The 17,889-nt window shown below is 64.1% G+C and carries 20 protein-coding genes; 16 read left to right on the plus strand and 4 right to left on the minus strand.

The window, feature by feature from the left end:
* The first annotated feature begins 95 nt into the window (after positions 1-95).
* The 6 genes from F753_RS34970 (at position 96) to F753_RS34995 (ending at position 6,911) form a co-directional block, all read left to right on the plus strand.
* Positions 96-1,343 (plus strand): ABC transporter substrate-binding protein, encoded by a 1,248-nt coding sequence (locus F753_RS34970; protein WP_023445140.1) that lies wholly within the window; start codon positions 96-98, stop codon positions 1,341-1,343.
* Between the two features lie 108 nt (positions 1,344-1,451).
* Positions 1,452-2,369, plus strand: a complete 918-nt coding sequence (locus F753_RS34975; RefSeq protein ID WP_023445141.1) for a carbohydrate ABC transporter permease — start codon at positions 1,452-1,454, stop codon at positions 2,367-2,369.
* Positions 2,362-3,204: a carbohydrate ABC transporter permease gene (locus F753_RS34980; protein WP_014820739.1), complete on the plus strand. Its 843-nt coding sequence runs from the start codon at positions 2,362-2,364 to the stop codon at positions 3,202-3,204. Before F753_RS34975 ends, F753_RS34980 begins: the two co-directional genes overlap by 8 nt.
* Positions 3,205-3,215: 11 nt before the next feature.
* On the plus strand, positions 3,216-4,388 hold the full coding sequence (locus tag F753_RS34985; protein ID WP_023445142.1) for an ABC transporter ATP-binding protein: 1,173 nt from the start codon (positions 3,216-3,218) through the stop codon (positions 4,386-4,388).
* 110 nt (positions 4,389-4,498) lie between these two features.
* A complete protein-coding gene (locus tag F753_RS34990) occupies positions 4,499-5,722 on the plus strand; it encodes a maltoporin (RefSeq protein ID WP_014820737.1) in 1,224 nt (407 codons plus the stop codon).
* Between the two features lie 97 nt (positions 5,723-5,819).
* Positions 5,820-6,911: an IS5-like element ISPa8 family transposase gene (locus F753_RS34995; RefSeq protein ID WP_023445144.1), complete on the plus strand. Its 1,092-nt coding sequence runs from the start codon at positions 5,820-5,822 to the stop codon at positions 6,909-6,911.
* A gap of 143 nt (positions 6,912-7,054) precedes the next feature.
* Here F753_RS34995 and F753_RS35000 read toward each other — a convergent pair whose 3' ends face one another.
* Positions 7,055-7,834, minus strand: coding sequence for a hypothetical protein (locus F753_RS35000; RefSeq protein WP_023445145.1), 780 nt, complete (start codon positions 7,832-7,834; stop codon positions 7,055-7,057).
* Between the two features lie 81 nt (positions 7,835-7,915).
* Positions 7,916-8,878, minus strand: a complete 963-nt coding sequence (locus F753_RS35005; RefSeq protein ID WP_023445146.1) for an alpha/beta hydrolase — start codon at positions 8,876-8,878, stop codon at positions 7,916-7,918.
* Between the two features lie 145 nt (positions 8,879-9,023).
* On the opposite strand from F753_RS35005, the gene aroC reads away from it, so the two are divergent.
* The 8 genes from aroC (at position 9,024) to F753_RS35045 (ending at position 14,302) form a co-directional block, all read left to right on the plus strand.
* On the plus strand, positions 9,024-10,115 hold the full coding sequence (gene aroC / locus F753_RS35010; RefSeq protein ID WP_014820734.1) for a chorismate synthase: 1,092 nt from the start codon (positions 9,024-9,026) through the stop codon (positions 10,113-10,115).
* 74 nt (positions 10,116-10,189) lie between these two features.
* Complete coding sequence (locus tag F753_RS35015; RefSeq protein ID WP_023445147.1) at positions 10,190-11,341, plus strand: MFS transporter; 1,152 nt, start codon at positions 10,190-10,192, stop codon at positions 11,339-11,341.
* Positions 11,338-11,958, plus strand: a complete 621-nt coding sequence (locus F753_RS35020) for a methylthioribulose 1-phosphate dehydratase (protein WP_023445148.1) — start codon at positions 11,338-11,340, stop codon at positions 11,956-11,958. The genes F753_RS35015 and F753_RS35020 overlap by 4 nt, the downstream gene beginning before the upstream one ends.
* Positions 11,959-12,011: 53 nt before the next feature.
* The gene (locus tag F753_RS35025) at positions 12,012-12,557 is read left to right on the plus strand and encodes a 1,2-dihydroxy-3-keto-5-methylthiopentene dioxygenase (RefSeq protein WP_023445149.1); all 546 of its coding nucleotides are present in this window, start codon (positions 12,012-12,014) and stop codon (positions 12,555-12,557) included.
* A 1-nt stretch (position 12,558) separates the two neighbouring features.
* A complete protein-coding gene (gene mtnC / locus F753_RS35030) occupies positions 12,559-13,242 on the plus strand; it encodes an acireductone synthase (RefSeq protein ID WP_023445150.1) in 684 nt (227 codons plus the stop codon).
* 76 nt (positions 13,243-13,318) lie between these two features.
* Positions 13,319-13,528: a PLDc N-terminal domain-containing protein gene (locus F753_RS35035; RefSeq protein ID WP_023445151.1), complete on the plus strand. Its 210-nt coding sequence runs from the start codon at positions 13,319-13,321 to the stop codon at positions 13,526-13,528.
* A 6-nt stretch (positions 13,529-13,534) separates the two neighbouring features.
* Positions 13,535-13,726 (plus strand): PLDc N-terminal domain-containing protein, encoded by a 192-nt coding sequence (locus tag F753_RS35040; RefSeq protein ID WP_023445152.1) that lies wholly within the window; start codon positions 13,535-13,537, stop codon positions 13,724-13,726.
* Between the two features lie 3 nt (positions 13,727-13,729).
* On the plus strand, positions 13,730-14,302 hold the full coding sequence (locus tag F753_RS35045; protein ID WP_023445153.1) for a histidine phosphatase family protein: 573 nt from the start codon (positions 13,730-13,732) through the stop codon (positions 14,300-14,302).
* Here F753_RS35045 and F753_RS35050 read toward each other — a convergent pair.
* The gene (locus F753_RS35050) at positions 14,299-15,183 is read right to left on the minus strand and encodes a DNA-3-methyladenine glycosylase family protein (protein WP_023445154.1); all 885 of its coding nucleotides are present in this window, start codon (positions 15,181-15,183) and stop codon (positions 14,299-14,301) included. The genes F753_RS35045 and F753_RS35050 overlap by 4 nt on opposite strands.
* Positions 15,184-15,371: 188 nt before the next feature.
* On the opposite strand from F753_RS35050, the gene speE reads away from it, so the two are divergent.
* Both speE and F753_RS35060 read left to right on the plus strand, forming a co-directional pair.
* Positions 15,372-16,232 carry a polyamine aminopropyltransferase gene (gene speE, locus F753_RS35055; protein WP_023445155.1) on the plus strand — a complete coding sequence of 287 codons (861 nt, stop codon included), beginning with the start codon at positions 15,372-15,374 and terminating at the stop codon, positions 16,230-16,232.
* Between the two features lie 330 nt (positions 16,233-16,562).
* Complete coding sequence (locus tag F753_RS35060; protein WP_023445156.1) at positions 16,563-16,904, plus strand: ribonuclease E inhibitor RraB; 342 nt, start codon at positions 16,563-16,565, stop codon at positions 16,902-16,904.
* Between the two features lie 11 nt (positions 16,905-16,915).
* Here the strand turns inward: F753_RS35060 and F753_RS35065 are convergent, their stop codons facing one another.
* Positions 16,916-17,872 (minus strand): LysR family transcriptional regulator, encoded by a 957-nt coding sequence (locus F753_RS35065; protein ID WP_023445157.1) that lies wholly within the window; start codon positions 17,870-17,872, stop codon positions 16,916-16,918.
* Between the last annotated feature and the right edge of the window lie 17 nt (positions 17,873-17,889).

The raw sequence follows: 17,889 nt of genomic DNA on the forward strand, positions 1-17,889 counted from the left end.
TCCCTTCGTTACCCAGTGTCGATTTCCCTGCGCATAGACTCGGTCCATCGCAAGCGACCATGACTTGCCGGATAAAAACAAGAAGGTGCCTCTACATGAACGCGATCCATCGTCTCGCTCTTTCCGTTTCCCTTGCCCTGCCATTGCTCGCCCATGCCGGCGAGGTCGAAGTTCTGCACTGGTGGACTTCCGGTGGCGAGAAGCGCGCCGCCGACACCCTGCAGAAGCTGGTCGAGCAGAAAGGCCATACCTGGAAGGACTTCGCCGTCGCCGGCGGTGGTGGCGAGGCTGCCATGACCGTACTGAAGACCCGCGCCGTTTCCGGCAACCCGCCGTCCGCCGCACAGATCAAGGGCCCGGACATCCAGGAGTGGGGCGAACTCGGCCTGCTCGCCAATCTCGATGACACCGCCAAGGCCGAACGCTGGGACGAAATGCTGCCCGAGCAGGTGCGCAAGATCATGCAGTACGACGGTTCCTACGTTGCGGTGCCGGTCAACGTGCATCGGGTCAACTGGCTGTGGATCAACCCGGAGGTGTTCGAGAAGGCCGGCGCCACGCCGCCGAAGACCCTCGACGAATTCTTCGCCGCAGCCGACAAGCTCAAGGCTGCCGGCTTCATTCCGGTTGCTCACGGCGGCCAGCCCTGGCAGGACGGCACCGTGTTCGAGGGCTTTGTACTGAGCATTCTCGGCCCGGACGACTATCACAAGGCCTTCGTCGAGCTGGATAACGACACCCTGACCGGCGACAAGATGGTTCAGGCCTTCACCGCACTGAAGAAGTTGCGCGACTACATCGACGCCGACGCGGCCGGGCGCGAATGGAACCGTGCCACCGGCATGGTCATCGACGGCAAGGCCGGCATGCAGATTATGGGCGACTGGGCCAAGAGCGAGTTCACCGCCGCCAACAAGGTGGCTGGCGAGGACTACCAGTGCCTGCCGTTCCCCGGCACCCAAGGCAGCTTCGCCTTCAATATCGATTCGCTGGCCATGTTCAAGCTCAGCAACGATGACAACCGCAAGGCTCAGGAAGACCTGGCGCGCACGGTGCTGGAACCGGAATTCCAGACCTTCTTCAACCAGAACAAGGGCTCGATTCCGGTTCGCCAGGACCAGGACATGAGCGAGTTCGATGCCTGTGCCCAGCAGTCGATGACCGACTTCAAGGAAGCCGCCAAGGGCAGCGGTCTGCAGCCCAGTCTGACTCATGGCATGGCTGCTTCCAGCTACGTGCAGGGCGCGGTGTTCGACGTCGTCACCAACTTCTTCAACGACCCCAAGGCCGACCCGCAAAAGGCGGCCAAGCAACTGGCGGCAGCGATCCAGGCCGTGCAGTAACGCTGAGGGCGGACCGTTCCGCCCGCTTCCCGAAACGTTCGTCCCGGCACAGGCCTCGGTCTGTGCCGCGGGCGATGACATCCCCGGTTTCCATGAGGGATCACACCCATGAGCTCCATCGCGCTTCAAGCCAGGCCTGCCAAAGCCTCGCCGCTCGACGCCCTGCAGCGCTGGCTGCCCAAGCTGGTTCTGGCGCCGAGCATGCTGATCGTACTGGTCGGCTTCTACGCCTACATCGGCTGGACCTTCCTGCTCTCGTTCACCAACTCACGCTTCATGCCCAGCTACAAGTGGGCCGGCCTGCAGCAGTACGAGCGCCTTTGGGACAACGACCGCTGGTGGGTCGCCAGCCAGAACCTGCTGGTCTTCGGCGGCTTGTTCATCGCCATCAGCCTGATCATCGGCGTCGTGCTCGCCGTGCTGCTGGACCAGCGCATCCGTCGCGAAGGGCTGATCCGCACCATCTACCTGTACCCCATGGCGCTGTCGATGATTGTCACCGGCACCGCCTGGCAGTGGCTGCTCAACCCCGGCCTGGGTCTGGACAAGCTGCTGCGCGACTGGGGCTGGGAAGGCTTTCGCTTCGACTGGCTGGTTGATCCGGATCGGGTCATCTACTGCCTGGTGATCGCGGCGGTGTGGCAGGCCTCGGGCTTCGTCATGGCGCTGTTCCTCGCCGGTCTGCGCAGCGTCGATCAGTCGATCATCCGCGCCGCCCAGGTGGATGGTGCGAGCCTGCCGACCATCTACCTGCGCATCGTGCTGCCGAGCCTGCGCCCGGTGTTCTTCAGTGCCTTGATGATTCTGGCCCATATCGCGATCAAGAGCTTCGACCTGGTCGCGGCGATGACTGCCGGTGGGCCGGGGTATTCCAGCGATCTGCCGGCGATGTTCATGTACGCTCATACCTTCACCCGTGGCCAGATGGGCCTGGGTGCGGCGAGCGCCATGCTGATGCTCGGCGCGGTGATGGCGATCATCGTGCCTTATCTGTACTCCGAGCTGAGGAACAAGCGCCATGTCTGACTTCGCGCAACCGCGCCTGACCCTCGGGCGCCTGACCATCCATGCCACCTTGTTGCTGGCCTGTGCCGTCTACCTGGTGCCGCTGATCGTGATGCTGCTGACCAGCTTCAAGACCCCGGAAGACATCCGCACCGGCAACCTGCTGAGCTGGCCGGAAGCGTTCAGCGCCATGGGCTGGCTGACGGCGTGGGACAGTATCGGCGGCTATTTCTGGAATTCGGTGAAGATCGTCCTTCCGGCCGTTTTGATCTCTACCGCGCTGGGTGCGATCAATGGCTATGTGCTGTCGATGTGGCGTTTCCGTGGCTCGCAGCTGTTCTTTGGCCTGCTGCTGTTCGGCTGCTTCCTGCCGTTTCAGGTAATCCTGCTGCCGGCGTCCTTCACCCTCGGCAAACTCGGCCTGGCCAATACCACCACCGGCCTGGTGCTGGTGCACGTGGTCTACGGCCTGGCCTTCACCACGCTGTTCTTCCGCAACTTCTACGTCAGCGTGCCGGACGCACTGGTGCGGGCGGCACGGCTGGACGGTGCCGGCTTCTTCACCATCTTCGGGCGCATTCTGCTGCCGATGTCGGTACCGATCATCATGGTCTGCCTGATCTGGCAGTTCACCCAGATCTGGAACGACTTCCTCTTCGGCGTGGTGTTCGCCAGTGGCGATACCCAGCCGGTCACCGTGGCACTGAACAACCTGGTGAACACCAGCACTGGCGCCAAGCAATACAACGTCGACATGGCCGCGGCGATGATCGCCGGCCTGCCCACGCTGGTGGTCTACGTGGTCGCCGGCAAATATTTCCTGCGCGGGCTGACTGCCGGCGCCGTCAAGGGTTGAGGAGAACAACGATGGCTTCCCTGGAACTGCGCAACGTTCAAAAGAGTTATGGCAACAGCCAGATCGCAACACTGAAGGACATCGCGCTGAAGATCGACGCCGGTGAATTCCTGATCCTCGTCGGGCCTTCGGGCTGCGGCAAATCCACGCTGATGAACTGCATCGCCGGGCTGGAGAACATCACCGGCGGTGAGATTCTCGTCGACAGCGAGGACATCAGCCAGGCCAGCCCGAAGGATCGTGACATCGCCATGGTGTTCCAGTCCTACGCGCTCTACCCGACCATGAGCGTGCGCGACAACATCGCTTTCGGCCTGAAGATGCGCAAGGTGCCGGCAGCGAAGATCGAGGAGGAGGTGGCGCGGGTCGCCAAGCTGCTGCAGATCGAACCGCTGCTCGAGCGCAAGCCGTCGCAGCTGTCGGGTGGCCAGCAGCAGCGCGTGGCCATGGGCCGGGCGCTGGCGCGGCGGCCGAAGATCTACCTGTTCGACGAACCGCTGTCGAACCTCGATGCCAAGCTGCGGGTGGAGATGCGCACCGAGATCAAGCTGATGCACCAGCGGCTGAAGACCACCACGGTATACGTCACCCATGACCAGATCGAGGCGATGACCCTCGGCGACAAGGTCGCGGTGATGAAGGACGGCGTGATCCAGCAGTTCGGCACGCCCCACGAGATCTACAACAACCCGGCCAATCTGTTCGTTGCCAGCTTCATCGGCTCGCCGCCGATGAACTTCGTACCGTTGCGCATCCGCCAGCGCGACGGACGCTGGGTGGGTGTGCTCAACAGCGAGCAGGGCAGCTGTGAATTGCCGTTGCCGATTACCAGCGACGACGGGTTGCGTGATCGCGAACTCATCCTCGGCATTCGCCCTGAACAGATCGGCCTCGCCGGAGTCGGAACAGCTGATTCTTCGCTGGCGGTCGACATCGAAGTGGTCGAACCCACCGGGCCAGACACCCTGGTGGTGTTCACGCTGAATCAGGTCAAGGCCTGTTGCCGGTTGATGCCGGACCAGGCTCCGCGAGTGGGGGAGACGCTCAATCTGCAGTTTGACCCGCGCAAGGCGCTGCTCTTCGATGCGCAGACCGGCGAGCGGCTTGGTGTTGTGCAGCCGGAACCGGTGCGCGAGAGCAAGGTCCCCCGGCTGGTTTCCAACGGAGCGGGCACAGCGCAGTGAACTGCCGCCTGCCTTGCCAGCAGGCGGTCGATGAAAGTGGACGGTTACAGGAATGAACAGAGCCGTCTCGGCTCGATCCAGCGATCAATAACAACAAAAGCTGAGTGGATATGAAAAAAACACTAACAGCCCTGGGCGTTGCGACTGCCGTTGTCGGGATGGCCCTGCCGTTGAGCGGCCATGCCCTGGAATTCACCGGCTACATGCGTAGCGGCGTGGGTGAATCGGTCAACAGCGATTCGCAATCATGCTTCCAGTTGCCCGGCGCGCCGAGCAAGTACCGTCTCGGTAACGAGTGCGAGCAGTACGCCGAGCTGGACCTGCGCCAGGACCTCTACACTTTCGCCGATGGCTCGGTACTGAGCCTGGAAGGCATGGCGGCGCTGTACAACCAGTACAACCACACCCCGGAATTCACCGGCGACCACGGCTGGGCGCGGATGGTCCAGGCCTACGCCGAGTGGAGCAAGGTGCCGGCGCTGAACAACGGCTCGCTGTGGGCGGGCCGCCGCTTCTACAAGCGTAACGACATCCATATCTCCGACTTCTACTACTGGAACCAGAGCGCTACCGGCGCCGGCGTCGAGGACATGGAGATCGGCGGGCTGAAGTACAGCTATGCCTTCTCGCGCAAGGACAGCGTGTTTCAGGAAGAGTACGTCACTCGCCACGATTTCAACGTCGGCGGCTTCGACAGCAACCCGGGCGGCGAGCTGGAATTCGGCCTGAGCTACCTCGACAAGCCCAGTCGCGACGACGCCAACAGTGGTTGGGCGGTGACGGTGCAGCACGTGCAGTCGGACTTTCTAGGCGGCAAGAACACACTGGCACTGCAGTACGGTGAAGGGCCGGGCACCGGCCTCGGCTATACCGGCGACGTGACCCTGGACGACAGCGCCAAGAGCTGGCGGGTGGTGGAGTACTTCGACTGGCAGGTGACCCCGCGCTTCGGCGGCCAGGCTCAGGTGGTCTATCAGAAGGACAAGCGCGCCGACGGTGGCGATCAGGACTGGTGGTCGGTGGGGGCTCGCCCGGTCTATGCGTTCAGCGAGCAGTTCAAGCTCGTCGCCGAGGTCGGCCACGACCAGATCGACGCCACCGACGGCACGCGCAAACTGACGAAGTTCACCATCGCGCCGACCTGGTCACCCGCGGGTCCTGGCTTCTGGGCGCGGCCGGAGTTCCGGCTGTACTACACCTATGCCAGCTGGAACGAGGCGGCGCAGCGTGCGGCCAACCTGATGGCCGAAGGCTCGGCGCTGTCAGACACCGGCGCATTCGGCAATGCCCGCCATGGTTCGAACTTCGGCGTGCAGGTGGAGCATTGGTGGTAAGCGGTTAGCAGCCTGTTGAAATTCGCCTACGCCCTGTCTGGCTTTGCGGCGTAAGGTTTACGATATCGGCTCCAATCTGCCGGGAACCCCGATTTCCATGCGTGGCGCCGATATCACTCAGGAATCCTTGTTCACTGTCGCCAAGCTCGATGACTTCGTGCCAGCGACTCACCCCCTGCGCGCCATCCGCAAGCTGGCAGACACCGCTCTGCAGCGGATGAGCGCCCTGTTCGACACCTTGTATGCCGACACCGGCCGCGCCTCGATCGCCCCCGAGAAGCTGATGCGGGCGCAGTTGCTGCAGTTGTTCTACTCGCTGCGCAGCGAGCGGATGCTGATGGAACAGCTGGGCTACAACCTGCTGTTCCGCTGGTTCGTCGGCCTGGCCATTGATGATCCGGTGTGGGATCACTCGGTCTTCTCGAAGAATCGTGACCGCCTCAATGCCCAGGCAGTGGCCGCCGAGTTTCTGAACGAGGTGGTGCGCCTGGCGGAGAAGCAGGGGCTGATCTCGGATGAGCACTTCTCGGTTGACGGCACATTGCTGCAAGCCTGGGCCTCTCAGAAGAGTTTCCGTCCCAAGGACGATACGCCAGACGACCCGGGCCCCGGCCCGCGCAATGCCCAGCCGGACTTCAAGGGGCACAAGCGCAGCAACGACACCCACGCCTCGACCAGCGATCCGGATGCCCGGCTGTACCGCAAGAGCCACAACACCGGCGCGCAGCTGAGTTACATGGGGCATGTGCTGATGGAACACCGCAGTGGCCTGGTGCGCAGTGCTCATGTGACTCTGGCCGGTGGCCATGGCGAACGCGAAGCCGCGCTGGCGATGCTGAGCAAGCTGGGTGGTCGCCGTCGACGCACCCTGGCCGCGGACAAGGCTTACGACACGGCAGACTTCGTGGCCGCCTGTCGTGCCCTCGGCGTGACACCCCATGTTGCGCAGAACACCAATGGTCGGCGCAGCGCCATCGATGGCCGTACCACGCGCCACGCCGGCTATGGTCTGAGCCTGAAGATTCGCGCCTGGATCGAAACCCACTTCGGCTGGCTCAAGGCGGCGGCCGGGCTGCGCCAGGTGAAGCAACGCGGACTTGAGCGTGTCGACGCGCTGTTCCAGCTGGCCATGGCGGCAAGCAACCTGGTGCGCCTGCCGAAGCTGCTGGCTACAGGCTCAATGGCATGAGCGCGTTGACGGGGAAGGTGCGCCCGGCACCTGTGAAATCGGGCTACTTCACCTGCTCGACGCCCTGAGCAAGAGCGCGTGGCCGCGAGCACTGCCGCTACAACGCAGTGCTCGCAGTCATCACAGCGAATTTCAACAGGCTGTTAGCGGGTCGCCATCCAGATCAGCAGGCCGGCCTGGAACAGCGCCAGCGCAATCAGGCAAACAATGGTGAATCGCAGCGCACCGTCCTCACGGCGGAAGCGGGCGATTCGCTCCTGCAGCTCACGAATCTGGTTCTCCTGTGCCTGCAGGTTGCGGTCGGCCTGTTCCAGCATCGCCGCCGCCTCCTGCAGCTCCACTACCTGCACCTTCTCGCTGTTCCAGTCCGCTCGCAGGGCGCTGACCCGCGGTGCGCCGTAGGTTGGCTTGAGCGGCGTCGCCTGGGGGTAGTCGATATCGAAGCCCTGGGTGCGCAGGCAGTGATCGCGACGCAGGCGCTGGTCTTCGCTCGCCACATCCTTCGGCAACGCGCCGCCCTCGACCAGATAGTGGCTCCAGCGCTTCTGCGCCCATGCCGCGCCCTGGGCCAACAGAAAGCGGCCGAGGCCTCGATTGGCCGGGTCCAGTTGTAATCCGCTATCCGGCCCGAAGCGCAGTTCCTTGCTGCGGTGATCGGCCCACACCTCCAGCACGTTGTTCTTGCGCGAGCGCACCTGGCCGGGGATGTTGATGAACATCCGCAGCAGGCTCTGCTCCGGCGTATGCCGTTCCAGTTGCGCAAGTTCGACGAATCGCAGCGGGCGCGCGCCGCCGTCGCGCTCGGTGGGCAGTGGTGCCAGGCGCAGCAGGCGGAAGCGGTCGGGCTTGAGTTCCGTCCACGGATGCTTTGGTGCTGCCGGCTGGTCTTTTTCAGTGCTCTGGGTGGTTTCGCTGTCGGTCATCTGCGCGTTCCTGGGCCTGCGCGGCGGCTCGTTCAGGAGCCGATCGGGCCCTCGTCATGCGGGCTATCGGCAGCGCGGCGCCTAACTGGAGGCTGGCAGGATGCCATTGGCCTGCAGGAAGTGTCGGATACGTTCCTGCAGGCCCCAGGCGAGCGGCAGGTTGGGGTCATCATAGGAGGCCAACTGTTGCGCATTCGCCGGGACGATGCGCAGCACATGGTTCATGCCATCGATCAGCGCCAGCTTGGCGTCGGGTTTTGCGCGCTGCAGGGCTTCGGCGTCCTCGATGCCGACCTGGATGTCGTGGCGGCCCTGGACGATCAGCGCGGGTGTCTCGACGGCCGCGAAGGCCTCCGCCGGGTCGTAGGCGAACAGCGAAACCAGGTACGGCTGCACGCTGGGGCGGAACAGCACCTGCAGGGGCTCCGGCACTTCGGCGTGGGTTCGGCCGGCCTTGAGCTCGTCGATCAGAAAATAACTGGTGGCGAGCAGTGCCGGCGGCAGGCGACCCTGCAGTTGCTCGCGCAGCACCTCGTCGATCGGTCGGCCGCTGCCGGCGATGCTGATCAGCGCCGCGGCGCCCGACTTCGGCGCGGCGAGACTGGCGATCAGCGCGCCTTCGCTGTGGCCGATCAGGATCAGTTGGCTGAAACGGGGATCGCCCTTGAGCTTCGCGCTCCAGGCCAGCGCATCGCTGACATAGCCCTCGACGCTCAGCTCGCGCTCGTCCGGTGCGGCCGCCAGGCTGGCGCCGACGCCGCGCTTGTCGTAGCGCAGGCTGGCCACGCCCAGCTTGGCCAGCCCCTGGGCCAGGCGCTTGAGGCTATCGTTGCGTCCGGCCGGGTTGTTGCCGTTGCGATCGGTCGGGCCGGAACCTGCGATCAGCAGCGCTACCGGTACCGGTTGGTCGCTTTTCGGCAGCAACAGACTGCCCTGCAGCACACCGCTGCCGGTATCCAGGTTCAGGGTCTGATTGAGCAGGGTCTGCGCCTGCAGGAAAGAAGGGGACATGGTCAGTAGCAGCAGTATCAGCAGGGCACGCATGGAAGGATTTCGTTGGTCACTGAGCAGGTTGGACGCGGCAATCGACGCAAAGGTCAGTATGCGCCGGCAACAGGAGCGATGACACCGTAGCGGCCTCAGGTATACTTCCGGCCCCTGTTTTTCGGTCGATCGCGGAGCGTCCTGCATGTCCGGCAATACCTACGGCAAGCTGTTCACCGTCACCACTGCCGGCGAAAGCCATGGTCCTGCGCTGGTGGCCATCGTCGACGGTTGCCCGCCCGGGCTGGAGCTGTCGCTGGACGATCTGCAGCGCGATCTCGACCGCCGCAAGCCGGGCACCAGCCGGCATACCACTCAGCGCCAGGAAGCCGATGAGGTGGAAATCCTCTCCGGCGTCTTCGAAGGCAGGACAACCGGTTGCCCCATCGGCCTGTTGATCCGCAACACCGACCAGAAGTCCAAGGACTACTCGGCGATCAAGGACCAGTTCCGTCCGGCCCACGCCGACTACACCTATCACCACAAGTACGGCCTGCGCGACTACCGCGGCGGTGGCCGCAGCTCCGCGCGCGAGACCGCCATGCGCGTGGCGGCCGGTGCCATCGCCAAGAAGTATCTGGCGACCCTGGGCATCCAGGTGCGCGGCTACATGAGCCAGCTCGGTCCGATCGAGATCCCGTTCAAGACCTGGGACAGTGTCGAGCAGAATGCCTTCTTCAGTCCGGACCCGGACAAGGTGCCGGAGCTGGAAGCCTATATGGACCAGCTGCGTCGCGATCAGGATTCGGTGGGCGCGAAGATCACCGTGGTCGCCGATGGCGTACCGCCGGGCCTTGGCGAGCCGATCTTCGACCGCCTCGACGCCGAGCTGGCCCACGCGCTGATGAGCATCAACGCGGTCAAGGGCGTGGAAATCGGTGCCGGTTTCGCTTCGGTAGCCCAGCGTGGCACCGAGCACCGTGACGAGCTGACGCCCCAGGGATTCCTCTCCAACAATGCCGGCGGCATTCTCGGTGGCATCTCCTCGGGACAGCCGATCGTCGCCCACCTGGCGCTCAAGGCCACGTCCAGCATCACCACGCCAGGGCAGTCGATCGATGTGAATGGCGCGCCGGTCGAGGTCATCACCAAGGGCCGCCATGACCCCTGCGTCGGCATTCGTGCCACGCCGATCGCCGAGGCCATGATGGCCATCGTTCTGCTCGATCACCTGCTGCGCCACCGTGGGCAGAACGCCGATGTGCAAGTGCTCACCCCGGTGCTGCCGCAACTGTGAATCCGGGCCGTAGACGGCAGACCGACGGCGGCAGCATAAGGCGGCCGTTGTCCGCAGTCGGTAGCTTGTAGCCTATGGCCGCTGCTCTGCCGTACTGGCGTCTGTCCGGTTTCTACTTCTTCTACTTTGGCCTGCTCGGCTCCACGGCGCCGTTTCTCGGCCTGTACTTCGATCATCTGGGTTTCTCGCCGGAGCGGATCGGCGAGCTGATCGCCATTCCCATGCTGATGCGTTGCGTGGCGCCGAATCTCTGGGGCTGGCTGGGTGATGCAACCGGTCGCCGGCTGGAAATCGTCCGTCTCGGCGCGCTGTGCACCTTGCTGTCCTTCGGGCTGATCTTCTTCGACAAGAGCTTTGCCTGGCTGGCGCTGGTGATGGCGTTGCATGCGTTCTTCTGGCACGCCGTGCTGCCGCAGTTCGAAGTCATCACCCTGGCGCATCTGCACGAGCAGACTGAGCGCTACAGCCAGGTCAGGCTGTGGGGCAGCATCGGTTTCATCTTCGCGGTGGTAGGGCTCGGACTGCTGTTCCAGCGGCTGAGCCTCGATCTTTACCCGACCGCGGTGGCCTTCGTGATGGTCGGTATCGTGCTGAGCAGCGCCTGGGTGCCCAACGCTCATCCGCGGCAACGTAGCGAGGCGGCCGGGCAGGGCGGGTTCCTCGCCCAGCTGCGGCGGCCTGGCGTACTGGCCTTCTACGGCTGCGTGGCGTTGATGCAGCTGGCCCATGGTCCGTACTACACCTTCTTCAGTATTCACCTGGAAGCACTGGGCTACAGCCGCAGCTTTATCGGGCTGATGTGGGCGCTGGGCGTGGTCGCAGAAATCCTGCTGTTCCTGGTCATGGCGCGGCTGCTCGAGCGTTTCTCGCTGCGTCAGGTGCTGCTGGCCAGCTTCCTGATCGCTGCGCTGCGCTGGGTGTTGCTCGGGCAGTTCGCCGAGCATCTGGCCGTGCTGCTGGTCGCGCAGCTGATGCACGCGGCGACCTTCGGCAGTTTCCACGCCGCCGCCATTCACTTCGTCCAGCGCAGTTTCGGCCATCGCCAGCAGGGCCAGGGCCAGGCGCTGTATGCCAGCCTGTCCGGCATTGGTGGAGCGCTGGGTGCGCTCTACGCGGGCTACGCCTGGTCCGGTCTGGGACCAGGCTGGTCGTTCGCCATCGCCAGTCTGGCGGCGCTGGCCGCAGCCGCTATCATTGCCTGCCGTTTGCAGGAGGACCGCGCATGACTGCCACCCGCCAGCACCTGAGCCAGGCGATCATCGACGCTGGCCGCTTCTTGTATGGCCGTGGCTGGTCGCCGGCGACCAGCAGCAACTACTCGGCGCGCCTGACCAGCGCCGAGCTGCTGCTGACCGTTTCCGGGAGGCACAAGGGTGAGCTGACTGCCGATGACCTGTTGGCCGTCGACATGCACGGCAACAGCCTGGAAGAGGGCAAGAGGCCTTCGGCGGAGACACTGCTGCATACCCAGCTGTATCGCTGGAAACCGGAGATCGGCGCGGTGCTGCACACCCATTCGGTGAATGCCACGGTGCTGTCCCGCGTCGCCTTGGCCGATTCGCTGGTGTTCGCCGATTACGAGTTGCAAAAGGCCTTCAGCGGCATCTCGAGCCATGAATCGCAGGTGCTGGTGCCAATCTTCGACAACGATCAGGACATCGCCGCCCTGGCCACCAGGGTGCAGCCGTGGCTTGACGAGCATCCCGATTGCGTCGGCTACCTGATTCGCGGCCACGGCCTGTACACCTGGGGCGAGACGATGAGCGATGCGCTGCGACAGATCGAGGCATTCGAATTTCTGTTCGAATGCGAACTGAAGATGCGTGCCCTGCAGCCCAGATAAATTCCAGCCTGCCCGGTAGCGACCGGTCAGACGACCTTTTCGGAGAGCCGAACATGAGTGTCCTCAGCGTCTATCACGAGACCCGACCCGATCAGCCGCTCAAGGTGCTGACCCACCTCGAAGACATCGCCCCGACGCTGGCCAAGGTCGGTGTGCAGCTGGAGCGCTGGGAGGCCAGCGCACCAATCGCCGCCGGGGCCAGCCAGGAAGACGTGATCGCCGCCTACCGGCCGCAGATCGACAAGCTGATGACCGAGCGTGGCTACGTCACGGTGGATGTGATCAGCCTGACCCGCGATCACCCGCAGAAGGACGAACTGCGCGCGAAGTTCCTTGACGAGCATCGCCATGCCGAGGACGAAGTGCGCTTCTTCGTTGCCGGGCGCGGGCTGTTTACCCTGCACATCGATGACATGGTCTACGCCGTGCTGTGCGAAAAGAACGACCTGATCTCCGTGCCCGCCGGCACGCGTCACTGGTTCGACATGGGTGAAGAGCCGCACTTCGTCGCGATCCGCCTGTTCAACAACCCGGAAGGCTGGGTCGCGGAGTTCACCGGCGAAAGCATCGCCGATCAGTTCCCGCGGCTGGACGACTGAAATGCCGATCAAGGCGATCCTCACCGATATCGAAGGCACCACCACCGCCGTCAGCTTCGTCTTCGATGTGCTGTTTCCCTATGCCCGCGAGCATTTGCCAGCGTATATCCGCAGCCACGCCGGCGAACCTGCGGTCGCTGCGCAGCTCGAGGCGGTGCGCGGCGAAAGCGGTGAGGGCGATGCGGATATCGAGCGCGTCATAGAGATACTGCTCGGCTGGATCGCCAGCGATCGCAAGGCGACCTCGCTCAAGGCGCTGCAAGGCATGGTCTGGGCCCAGGGCTACCGGGCCGGCCAGCTCAAGGGGCACATCTATCCGGACGCAGTGGCTGCGCTCCGCGAGTGGAAGGGGCAGGGGTACGCGCTGTACGTGTATTCCTCAGGCTCGATCCAGGCACAGCAGCTGATTTTCGGCTGTTCCGAAGCCGGCGACCTGACGCCGCTGTTCTCCGGTCATTTCGATACCACCAGCGGGCACAAGCGCGAGGCGGCCTCCTACCAGCGCATCGCCGAAGCCATTGGCGTGCCGGCCGTCGAGGTGCTGTTCCTCTCCGACGTGCTCGAGGAACTCGATGCCGCGCAGCAGGCCGGCATGCGCGTCTGCGGCCTGGGCCGCGATGGCGGCGTCCTCGGTGAGCATGAGACCGTTGCCAGTTTTGCGCAGATCGACCCGCGGCGCTACTGAGCCACCGGGCGATTACTGAACCCTGCCGCCGCGCTGGCATCCTAGATTAGGTACTCACCCAAACAGGAGCGAACCCATGGGAGATGCCTTCGGCGGTATTTTCGGCCTGCTCATCCTGATACTGGATATCTGGGCGATCATCAGCATCGTTCGCAGCGACAGCACCGGGGGCAAGAAGGTGCTCTGGGTGCTTCTGATCGTTCTGCTGCCAGTGCTCGGCCTGATCATCTGGGGAATCATGGGGCCGCGTGGTAATCGTCCCGACGCGCGTGGGCCGTATCGGTAGCCGTTGATGGAAAGCCTCAGCGGCCCGCTGGCCATCGTGGTCCTCGTGCTCGACGTCCTCGCCATCGCTTATGTGTGGCGCAGCCGCATCGAGGTCGGGCGCAAGGTTGTCTGGTCGTGTGTGATCCTGCTGCTGCCCGTGGTCGGTCTGATCATGTGGGCGGTAGCAGCCGGGCCGTTCGGCAAGGCGCGGTTGTGACACATGTGGCGCAGCGGTCTGCTGATCGGTCTGCTGATCGGTCTGCTGGCGCTTGCTGCCGAGCCGCTTCGGGCTGACGACGCGACGGCATGGCAGGCACTGCGCGAGGGCCGGGCGATTCTTGTCATGCGTCACGCCAGCGCGCCAGGTCTCGGCGATCCCGAAGGCTTCGTTCTGGAAGACTGCAAAACCCAGCGAAATCTGAATCAGCGCGGCCGGGATGAGGCCCGGCGCTGGGGCGCGCGGCTGCGCGAAGCGGGTCTGCATGAAGTGCACTTATTCAGCAGTCGCTGGTGCCGTGCGCTGGAGACCGCCGAGCAGATGGCGCTCGGCCGGGTGGAACCACTGCCTGCGCTGGATTCGTTTTTCACGTCGCCCGCAAACGAGCATTGGCATACCGAAGCCTTGCGCGAGGCCGTCGAGCAGCTTCCGGCCGGCGAGGTAGCGGTGCTAGTCACTCACCAGGTCAACATCACTGCACTGACGGGCATCTTCCCGCAGTCGGGCGAGGGATTGATCCTGGAGCGTCCGCTGACGACTCCGCCAAAGGTACTGACGCGCATCGCGCCGCCCTAGCCAACCTTGGCTCCTTTGGAATAGTTGTCCCAGATATGGATGGCCGCATAAGCGCGCCACGGACGCCAGGCTTCGGCGCGTCCGGCCAGCGCTTTGGCGCTGATGCCATCCGCGCCCCACAGTGGCGCTTTCAGCAGTCCGAGATCGGCTGCGGGAAAGGCGTCCGCGACGCCGAAGCCCCGTAGCGCGATGTATTCGGCGGTCCAGGGACCGATCCCTGGCAATTCGCAGAGTCGTTGCACCAGCGCATCGGCACCATCTTCCACATGCAGCTGCAGCGCCCCTTCGGCCACCGCGGCAGCGAGCCGGCGTAGCGCCTGGGCTCGTTTGGATGGCATGCCGATACTGTCCAGCGCGTCATCGGCTATCGCTTGTGCGGTAGGGAAGAGCATCTCCAGCCCCGATAGCGCGTCCTGCAGCGGCTCGCCGAGGCGTTCCACCAGACGTCGCGTAATGGTCACCGCCGCCTTGACCGTGACCTGCTGGCCGACCACCGCCCGCACCGCCTGTTCGAACGGGTCATAGGCGGCTGGCAGGCGCAGGCCGGGGTTCGCGGCGATCAACGGGCCGAGCGCGGGATCGCTAGCGAAGTGTGTGGCGATGGCCTGCGGGTCGGCATCCAGATCGAACATCCTGCGAACCTGCCCGACGAGTGGCTGGGTAGCCTGTTGCAGCGAGTCGCTGAGCGTCAGTGCGAGCGCCGGGCAGTCGGGCTGTGCGCGCACGCGGAGCCAACCGCAGGCCTTGCCGAGTCGCAGCGTGCGCGCATAGCCGTCAACGTCCAGCCGCTCCACGCCGGGCAACAGGCGCAAGGCGAAATGGCGGTGGAACTGTTGCCAGTCCCAGGGTTCGAGGTAGGGCAATTGGATGATTTCGTTCATGACCAGACTTTAGGGGCTGCCAATGGCTTTGTCGTCCCGAAGTGTGCTTTTGCTGCCAGCGGTTTCCGCTGTCATCTTGGCCAACGTAGAATGCGCCTCTTTTCGGTGGGCAGGCTGCATCGCCCGTCAAGCCAGATTGCCAACATGCGGCGGAGCGCTGCTTCGTCGCCGGTCAAGGGAGATACCCCATGAGCGACTTTCAGGAAACTCTCTACGAGGGATACGGGCAGCGGTTCCAGGTCGACAAGCTGCTGCACGAGATGCGCACCGAGCATCAGCATCTGGTGATCTTCGAGAACCCGCGCATGGGCCGGGTGATGGCCTTGGACGGCGTGATCCAGACCAGCGAAGCCGACGAGTTCATCTACCACGAGATGCTCGCCCACGTGCCGATCCTGGCTCATGGCCTGGCGCGCCGGGTGCTGATCATCGGTGGCGGCGACGGTGGCATCCTCCGTGAAGTGGCACGTCATCGCGATATCGAAAGCATAACCATGGTCGAGATCGACGGCGCCGTAGTGGAGATGTGCAGGGAGTTCCTGCCGAATCATTCCGCCGGCACCTTCGAGGACCCGCGGCTGAATCTGGTGATCGATGACGGCATGCACTTCGTGGCGACCACCGAAGAGAAGTTCGACGTCATCATTTCAGACTCCACCGATCCCATCGGCCCGGGTGAAGTGTTGTTCTCGGAGAACTTCTACCAGGCCTGTCGCCGCCGCCTGAACGAAGGCGGCATTCTCGTTGCGCAGAACGGTACGCCGTTCATGCAACTGGGTGAACTGCAGACCACTGCCAAACGCATGCAGGGCCTGTTCGCCGACTGGCATTTCTACCAGGCGGCCGTGCCGACCTACATCGGTGGGGCCATGTCCTTTGCCTGGGGCGCGTGCAGTGGCGAGAGCCGCAAGCTGCCGCTGGAAGCTCTGATGCAGCGCTTCGCCGGCAGCGGCATCGTTACGCGGTATTACAACCCGCATGTGCACATTGGCGCGTTTGCACTGCCGCAATACGTGTTGCATGCGATCGCCAAGCCCAGCAACGACTGATTTCAGACCGTGATAGCGGCGCAGTAACACGCGCTGTGCTTGATCCACGGCCCGCCCGGCAACGGTGCGGGCCGTTTTTGCATCCAGCGTCCGGGTTGAACTGCCGGGACTTTTCCGGGTTCTACTGGAGCGAGGCCGCGCGCTTGGGCCGGGGGTTAATTAAGCCCTCGCAGTTGGCTCCGCGGCCTGCTAGCTTGTCAGCGTGGACTGCGTCCACCGCGTCACTTCGACTAGCTGTTGCGACTCCCGTTTGCCCGATGTCTTGACGACGGAGCCGATCTCCCGCTGAGCTCGTGGCAACTTCATCCAGGTATGAGAGGAGGTTGATTTATGAGCACCACCTTCCACGAGGATGTCAGCAGCACCGTTCTGCGCCGGATGAAGGAGGGCGGTTTCGATTTCGCCCGAGTCCATCCAATCGAGTTCTATGCGGTATTTTCCGAACAGGACCGCGCTCAGAGGGCCGCGCAGAACTTTCGCGGCGAAACCATCAATACCCAGGTGTTTCCGCGTGAGGACGGAAGCTGGAATCTGCAGGTAAGCAAGGTGATGTATGCGACGTTCGATGGCATCGGCGATTTCGAGCAGGATCTTGAATACCTGGTCGAACCCCTAGGTGGGGTGCTTGATGGCTGGGGCGTCACCCAGGAGATCGAAGGTCAGGGTGCCTGACCGTTCTATCCTCACTCCCTCTTGAAGCCGCTCTGAAGTGCCTGGTCCCAGGGAGGGACCGGGCCGAAGCGGTTTTTCAGAAACTCCAGCAACAGACGGCTCCGCGAGTCGGCCTCGCGTCGCAATCGCAGCGCGTAGATGCCGCTGGCTTCCGGTTGCGGCAATCCCCCTTCGCAGAACAGCGGCAGCAGTTCGCCACGCAGCAGCTGGTCGCTGATCAGCCAGGTTGGCAGGTGGGCGATGCCAAGTCCCGCCAATGCCCCTGCCAGCAGCGCTTCGGCATTGTTCGCCACCATGCGCAGGCGACCCGGGCGCAGCAGTTGCGGTCGCCCGCCGCGCTCGAAGCGCCACGCATGGGGCGGCGCCAGCGCATCCCAGTCCAACCCATCATGGTCGGGCAATTCCTCCGGTTGTAGTGGCACGCCGCGGCGTTCCAGATAGGCGGGGCTGGCGCAGACTACTCGCACCATCGGCGCCAGCGGTGTGGCGACCAGACGGGTGTCGGCCAGCGGGCCGATGCGCAACACCAGATCGACCTCACCCAGGTGCTCGCCGTGCAGGTCGACGAAACTGTCGATCAGACGCAGCTGGATATCGACTCCCGGATAGGCCTGGAGAAATTCGGCCAGGGCCGGCGCCAGGTGACGGCGCCCGAAGGGGGCCGGTGCGTCGATTCGGATGCGGCCTTCCGGTGCGCTGTCCAGCGACGTCGCTTCGGCGCGCGCCAGGTGCAGTTCCTGCACGATGCGCCGGGCACGCTCGGCGAATGCCAATGCGGCGGGCATCGGGCGAACCGCGTGGGTGCTGCGGTTGAACAGCTGGCAGCCCAGCGCCTGTTCCAGTGCATCGATGCGCCTCGCCACCGCCGAAGGTGTCAGGCCGTGGCGGCGCGCGGCGGCAGAGAAGCTGCCAGCGTCGAGGACATCGATGAACAGGCTGAGCTGGGCGGAAAGGGCGTCGGGCAGCATTCGAATTCCTTGCTTGT

It is taken from the genome of Stutzerimonas chloritidismutans AW-1 (assembly GCF_000495915.1).
GTDB classification, from domain to species: Bacteria; Pseudomonadota; Gammaproteobacteria; order Pseudomonadales; family Pseudomonadaceae; genus Stutzerimonas; species Stutzerimonas chloritidismutans.

What these genes read in the sequence shown, in the direction of transcription:
- F753_RS34970 (WP_023445140.1), top strand. Translation starts at nt 96, where the DNA reads ATGAACGCGATCCATCGTCTCGCTCTTTCCGTTTCCCTTGCCCTGCCA.
- F753_RS34975 (WP_023445141.1), top strand. Translation starts at nt 1,452, where the DNA reads ATGAGCTCCATCGCGCTTCAAGCCAGGCCTGCCAAAGCCTCGCCGCTC.
- F753_RS34980 (WP_014820739.1), top strand. Translation starts at nt 2,362, where the DNA reads ATGTCTGACTTCGCGCAACCGCGCCTGACCCTCGGGCGCCTGACCATC.
- F753_RS34985 (WP_023445142.1), top strand. Translation starts at nt 3,216, where the DNA reads ATGGCTTCCCTGGAACTGCGCAACGTTCAAAAGAGTTATGGCAACAGC.
- F753_RS34990 (WP_014820737.1), top strand. Translation starts at nt 4,499, where the DNA reads ATGAAAAAAACACTAACAGCCCTGGGCGTTGCGACTGCCGTTGTCGGG.
- F753_RS34995 (WP_023445144.1), top strand. Translation starts at nt 5,820, where the DNA reads ATGCGTGGCGCCGATATCACTCAGGAATCCTTGTTCACTGTCGCCAAG.
- F753_RS35000 (WP_023445145.1), bottom strand. Translation starts at nt 7,834, where the DNA reads ATGACCGACAGCGAAACCACCCAGAGCACTGAAAAAGACCAGCCGGCA.
- F753_RS35005 (WP_023445146.1), bottom strand. Translation starts at nt 8,878, where the DNA reads ATGCGTGCCCTGCTGATACTGCTGCTACTGACCATGTCCCCTTCTTTC.
- aroC (WP_014820734.1), top strand. Translation starts at nt 9,024, where the DNA reads ATGTCCGGCAATACCTACGGCAAGCTGTTCACCGTCACCACTGCCGGC.
- F753_RS35015 (WP_023445147.1), top strand. Translation starts at nt 10,190, where the DNA reads ATGGCCGCTGCTCTGCCGTACTGGCGTCTGTCCGGTTTCTACTTCTTC.
- F753_RS35020 (WP_023445148.1), top strand. Translation starts at nt 11,338, where the DNA reads ATGACTGCCACCCGCCAGCACCTGAGCCAGGCGATCATCGACGCTGGC.
- F753_RS35025 (WP_023445149.1), top strand. Translation starts at nt 12,012, where the DNA reads ATGAGTGTCCTCAGCGTCTATCACGAGACCCGACCCGATCAGCCGCTC.
- mtnC (WP_023445150.1), top strand. Translation starts at nt 12,559, where the DNA reads ATGCCGATCAAGGCGATCCTCACCGATATCGAAGGCACCACCACCGCC.
- F753_RS35035 (WP_023445151.1), top strand. Translation starts at nt 13,319, where the DNA reads ATGGGAGATGCCTTCGGCGGTATTTTCGGCCTGCTCATCCTGATACTG.
- F753_RS35040 (WP_023445152.1), top strand. Translation starts at nt 13,535, where the DNA reads ATGGAAAGCCTCAGCGGCCCGCTGGCCATCGTGGTCCTCGTGCTCGAC.
- F753_RS35045 (WP_023445153.1), top strand. Translation starts at nt 13,730, where the DNA reads ATGTGGCGCAGCGGTCTGCTGATCGGTCTGCTGATCGGTCTGCTGGCG.
- F753_RS35050 (WP_023445154.1), bottom strand. Translation starts at nt 15,183, where the DNA reads ATGAACGAAATCATCCAATTGCCCTACCTCGAACCCTGGGACTGGCAA.
- speE (WP_023445155.1), top strand. Translation starts at nt 15,372, where the DNA reads ATGAGCGACTTTCAGGAAACTCTCTACGAGGGATACGGGCAGCGGTTC.
- F753_RS35060 (WP_023445156.1), top strand. Translation starts at nt 16,563, where the DNA reads ATGAGCACCACCTTCCACGAGGATGTCAGCAGCACCGTTCTGCGCCGG.
- F753_RS35065 (WP_023445157.1), bottom strand. Translation starts at nt 17,872, where the DNA reads ATGCTGCCCGACGCCCTTTCCGCCCAGCTCAGCCTGTTCATCGATGTC.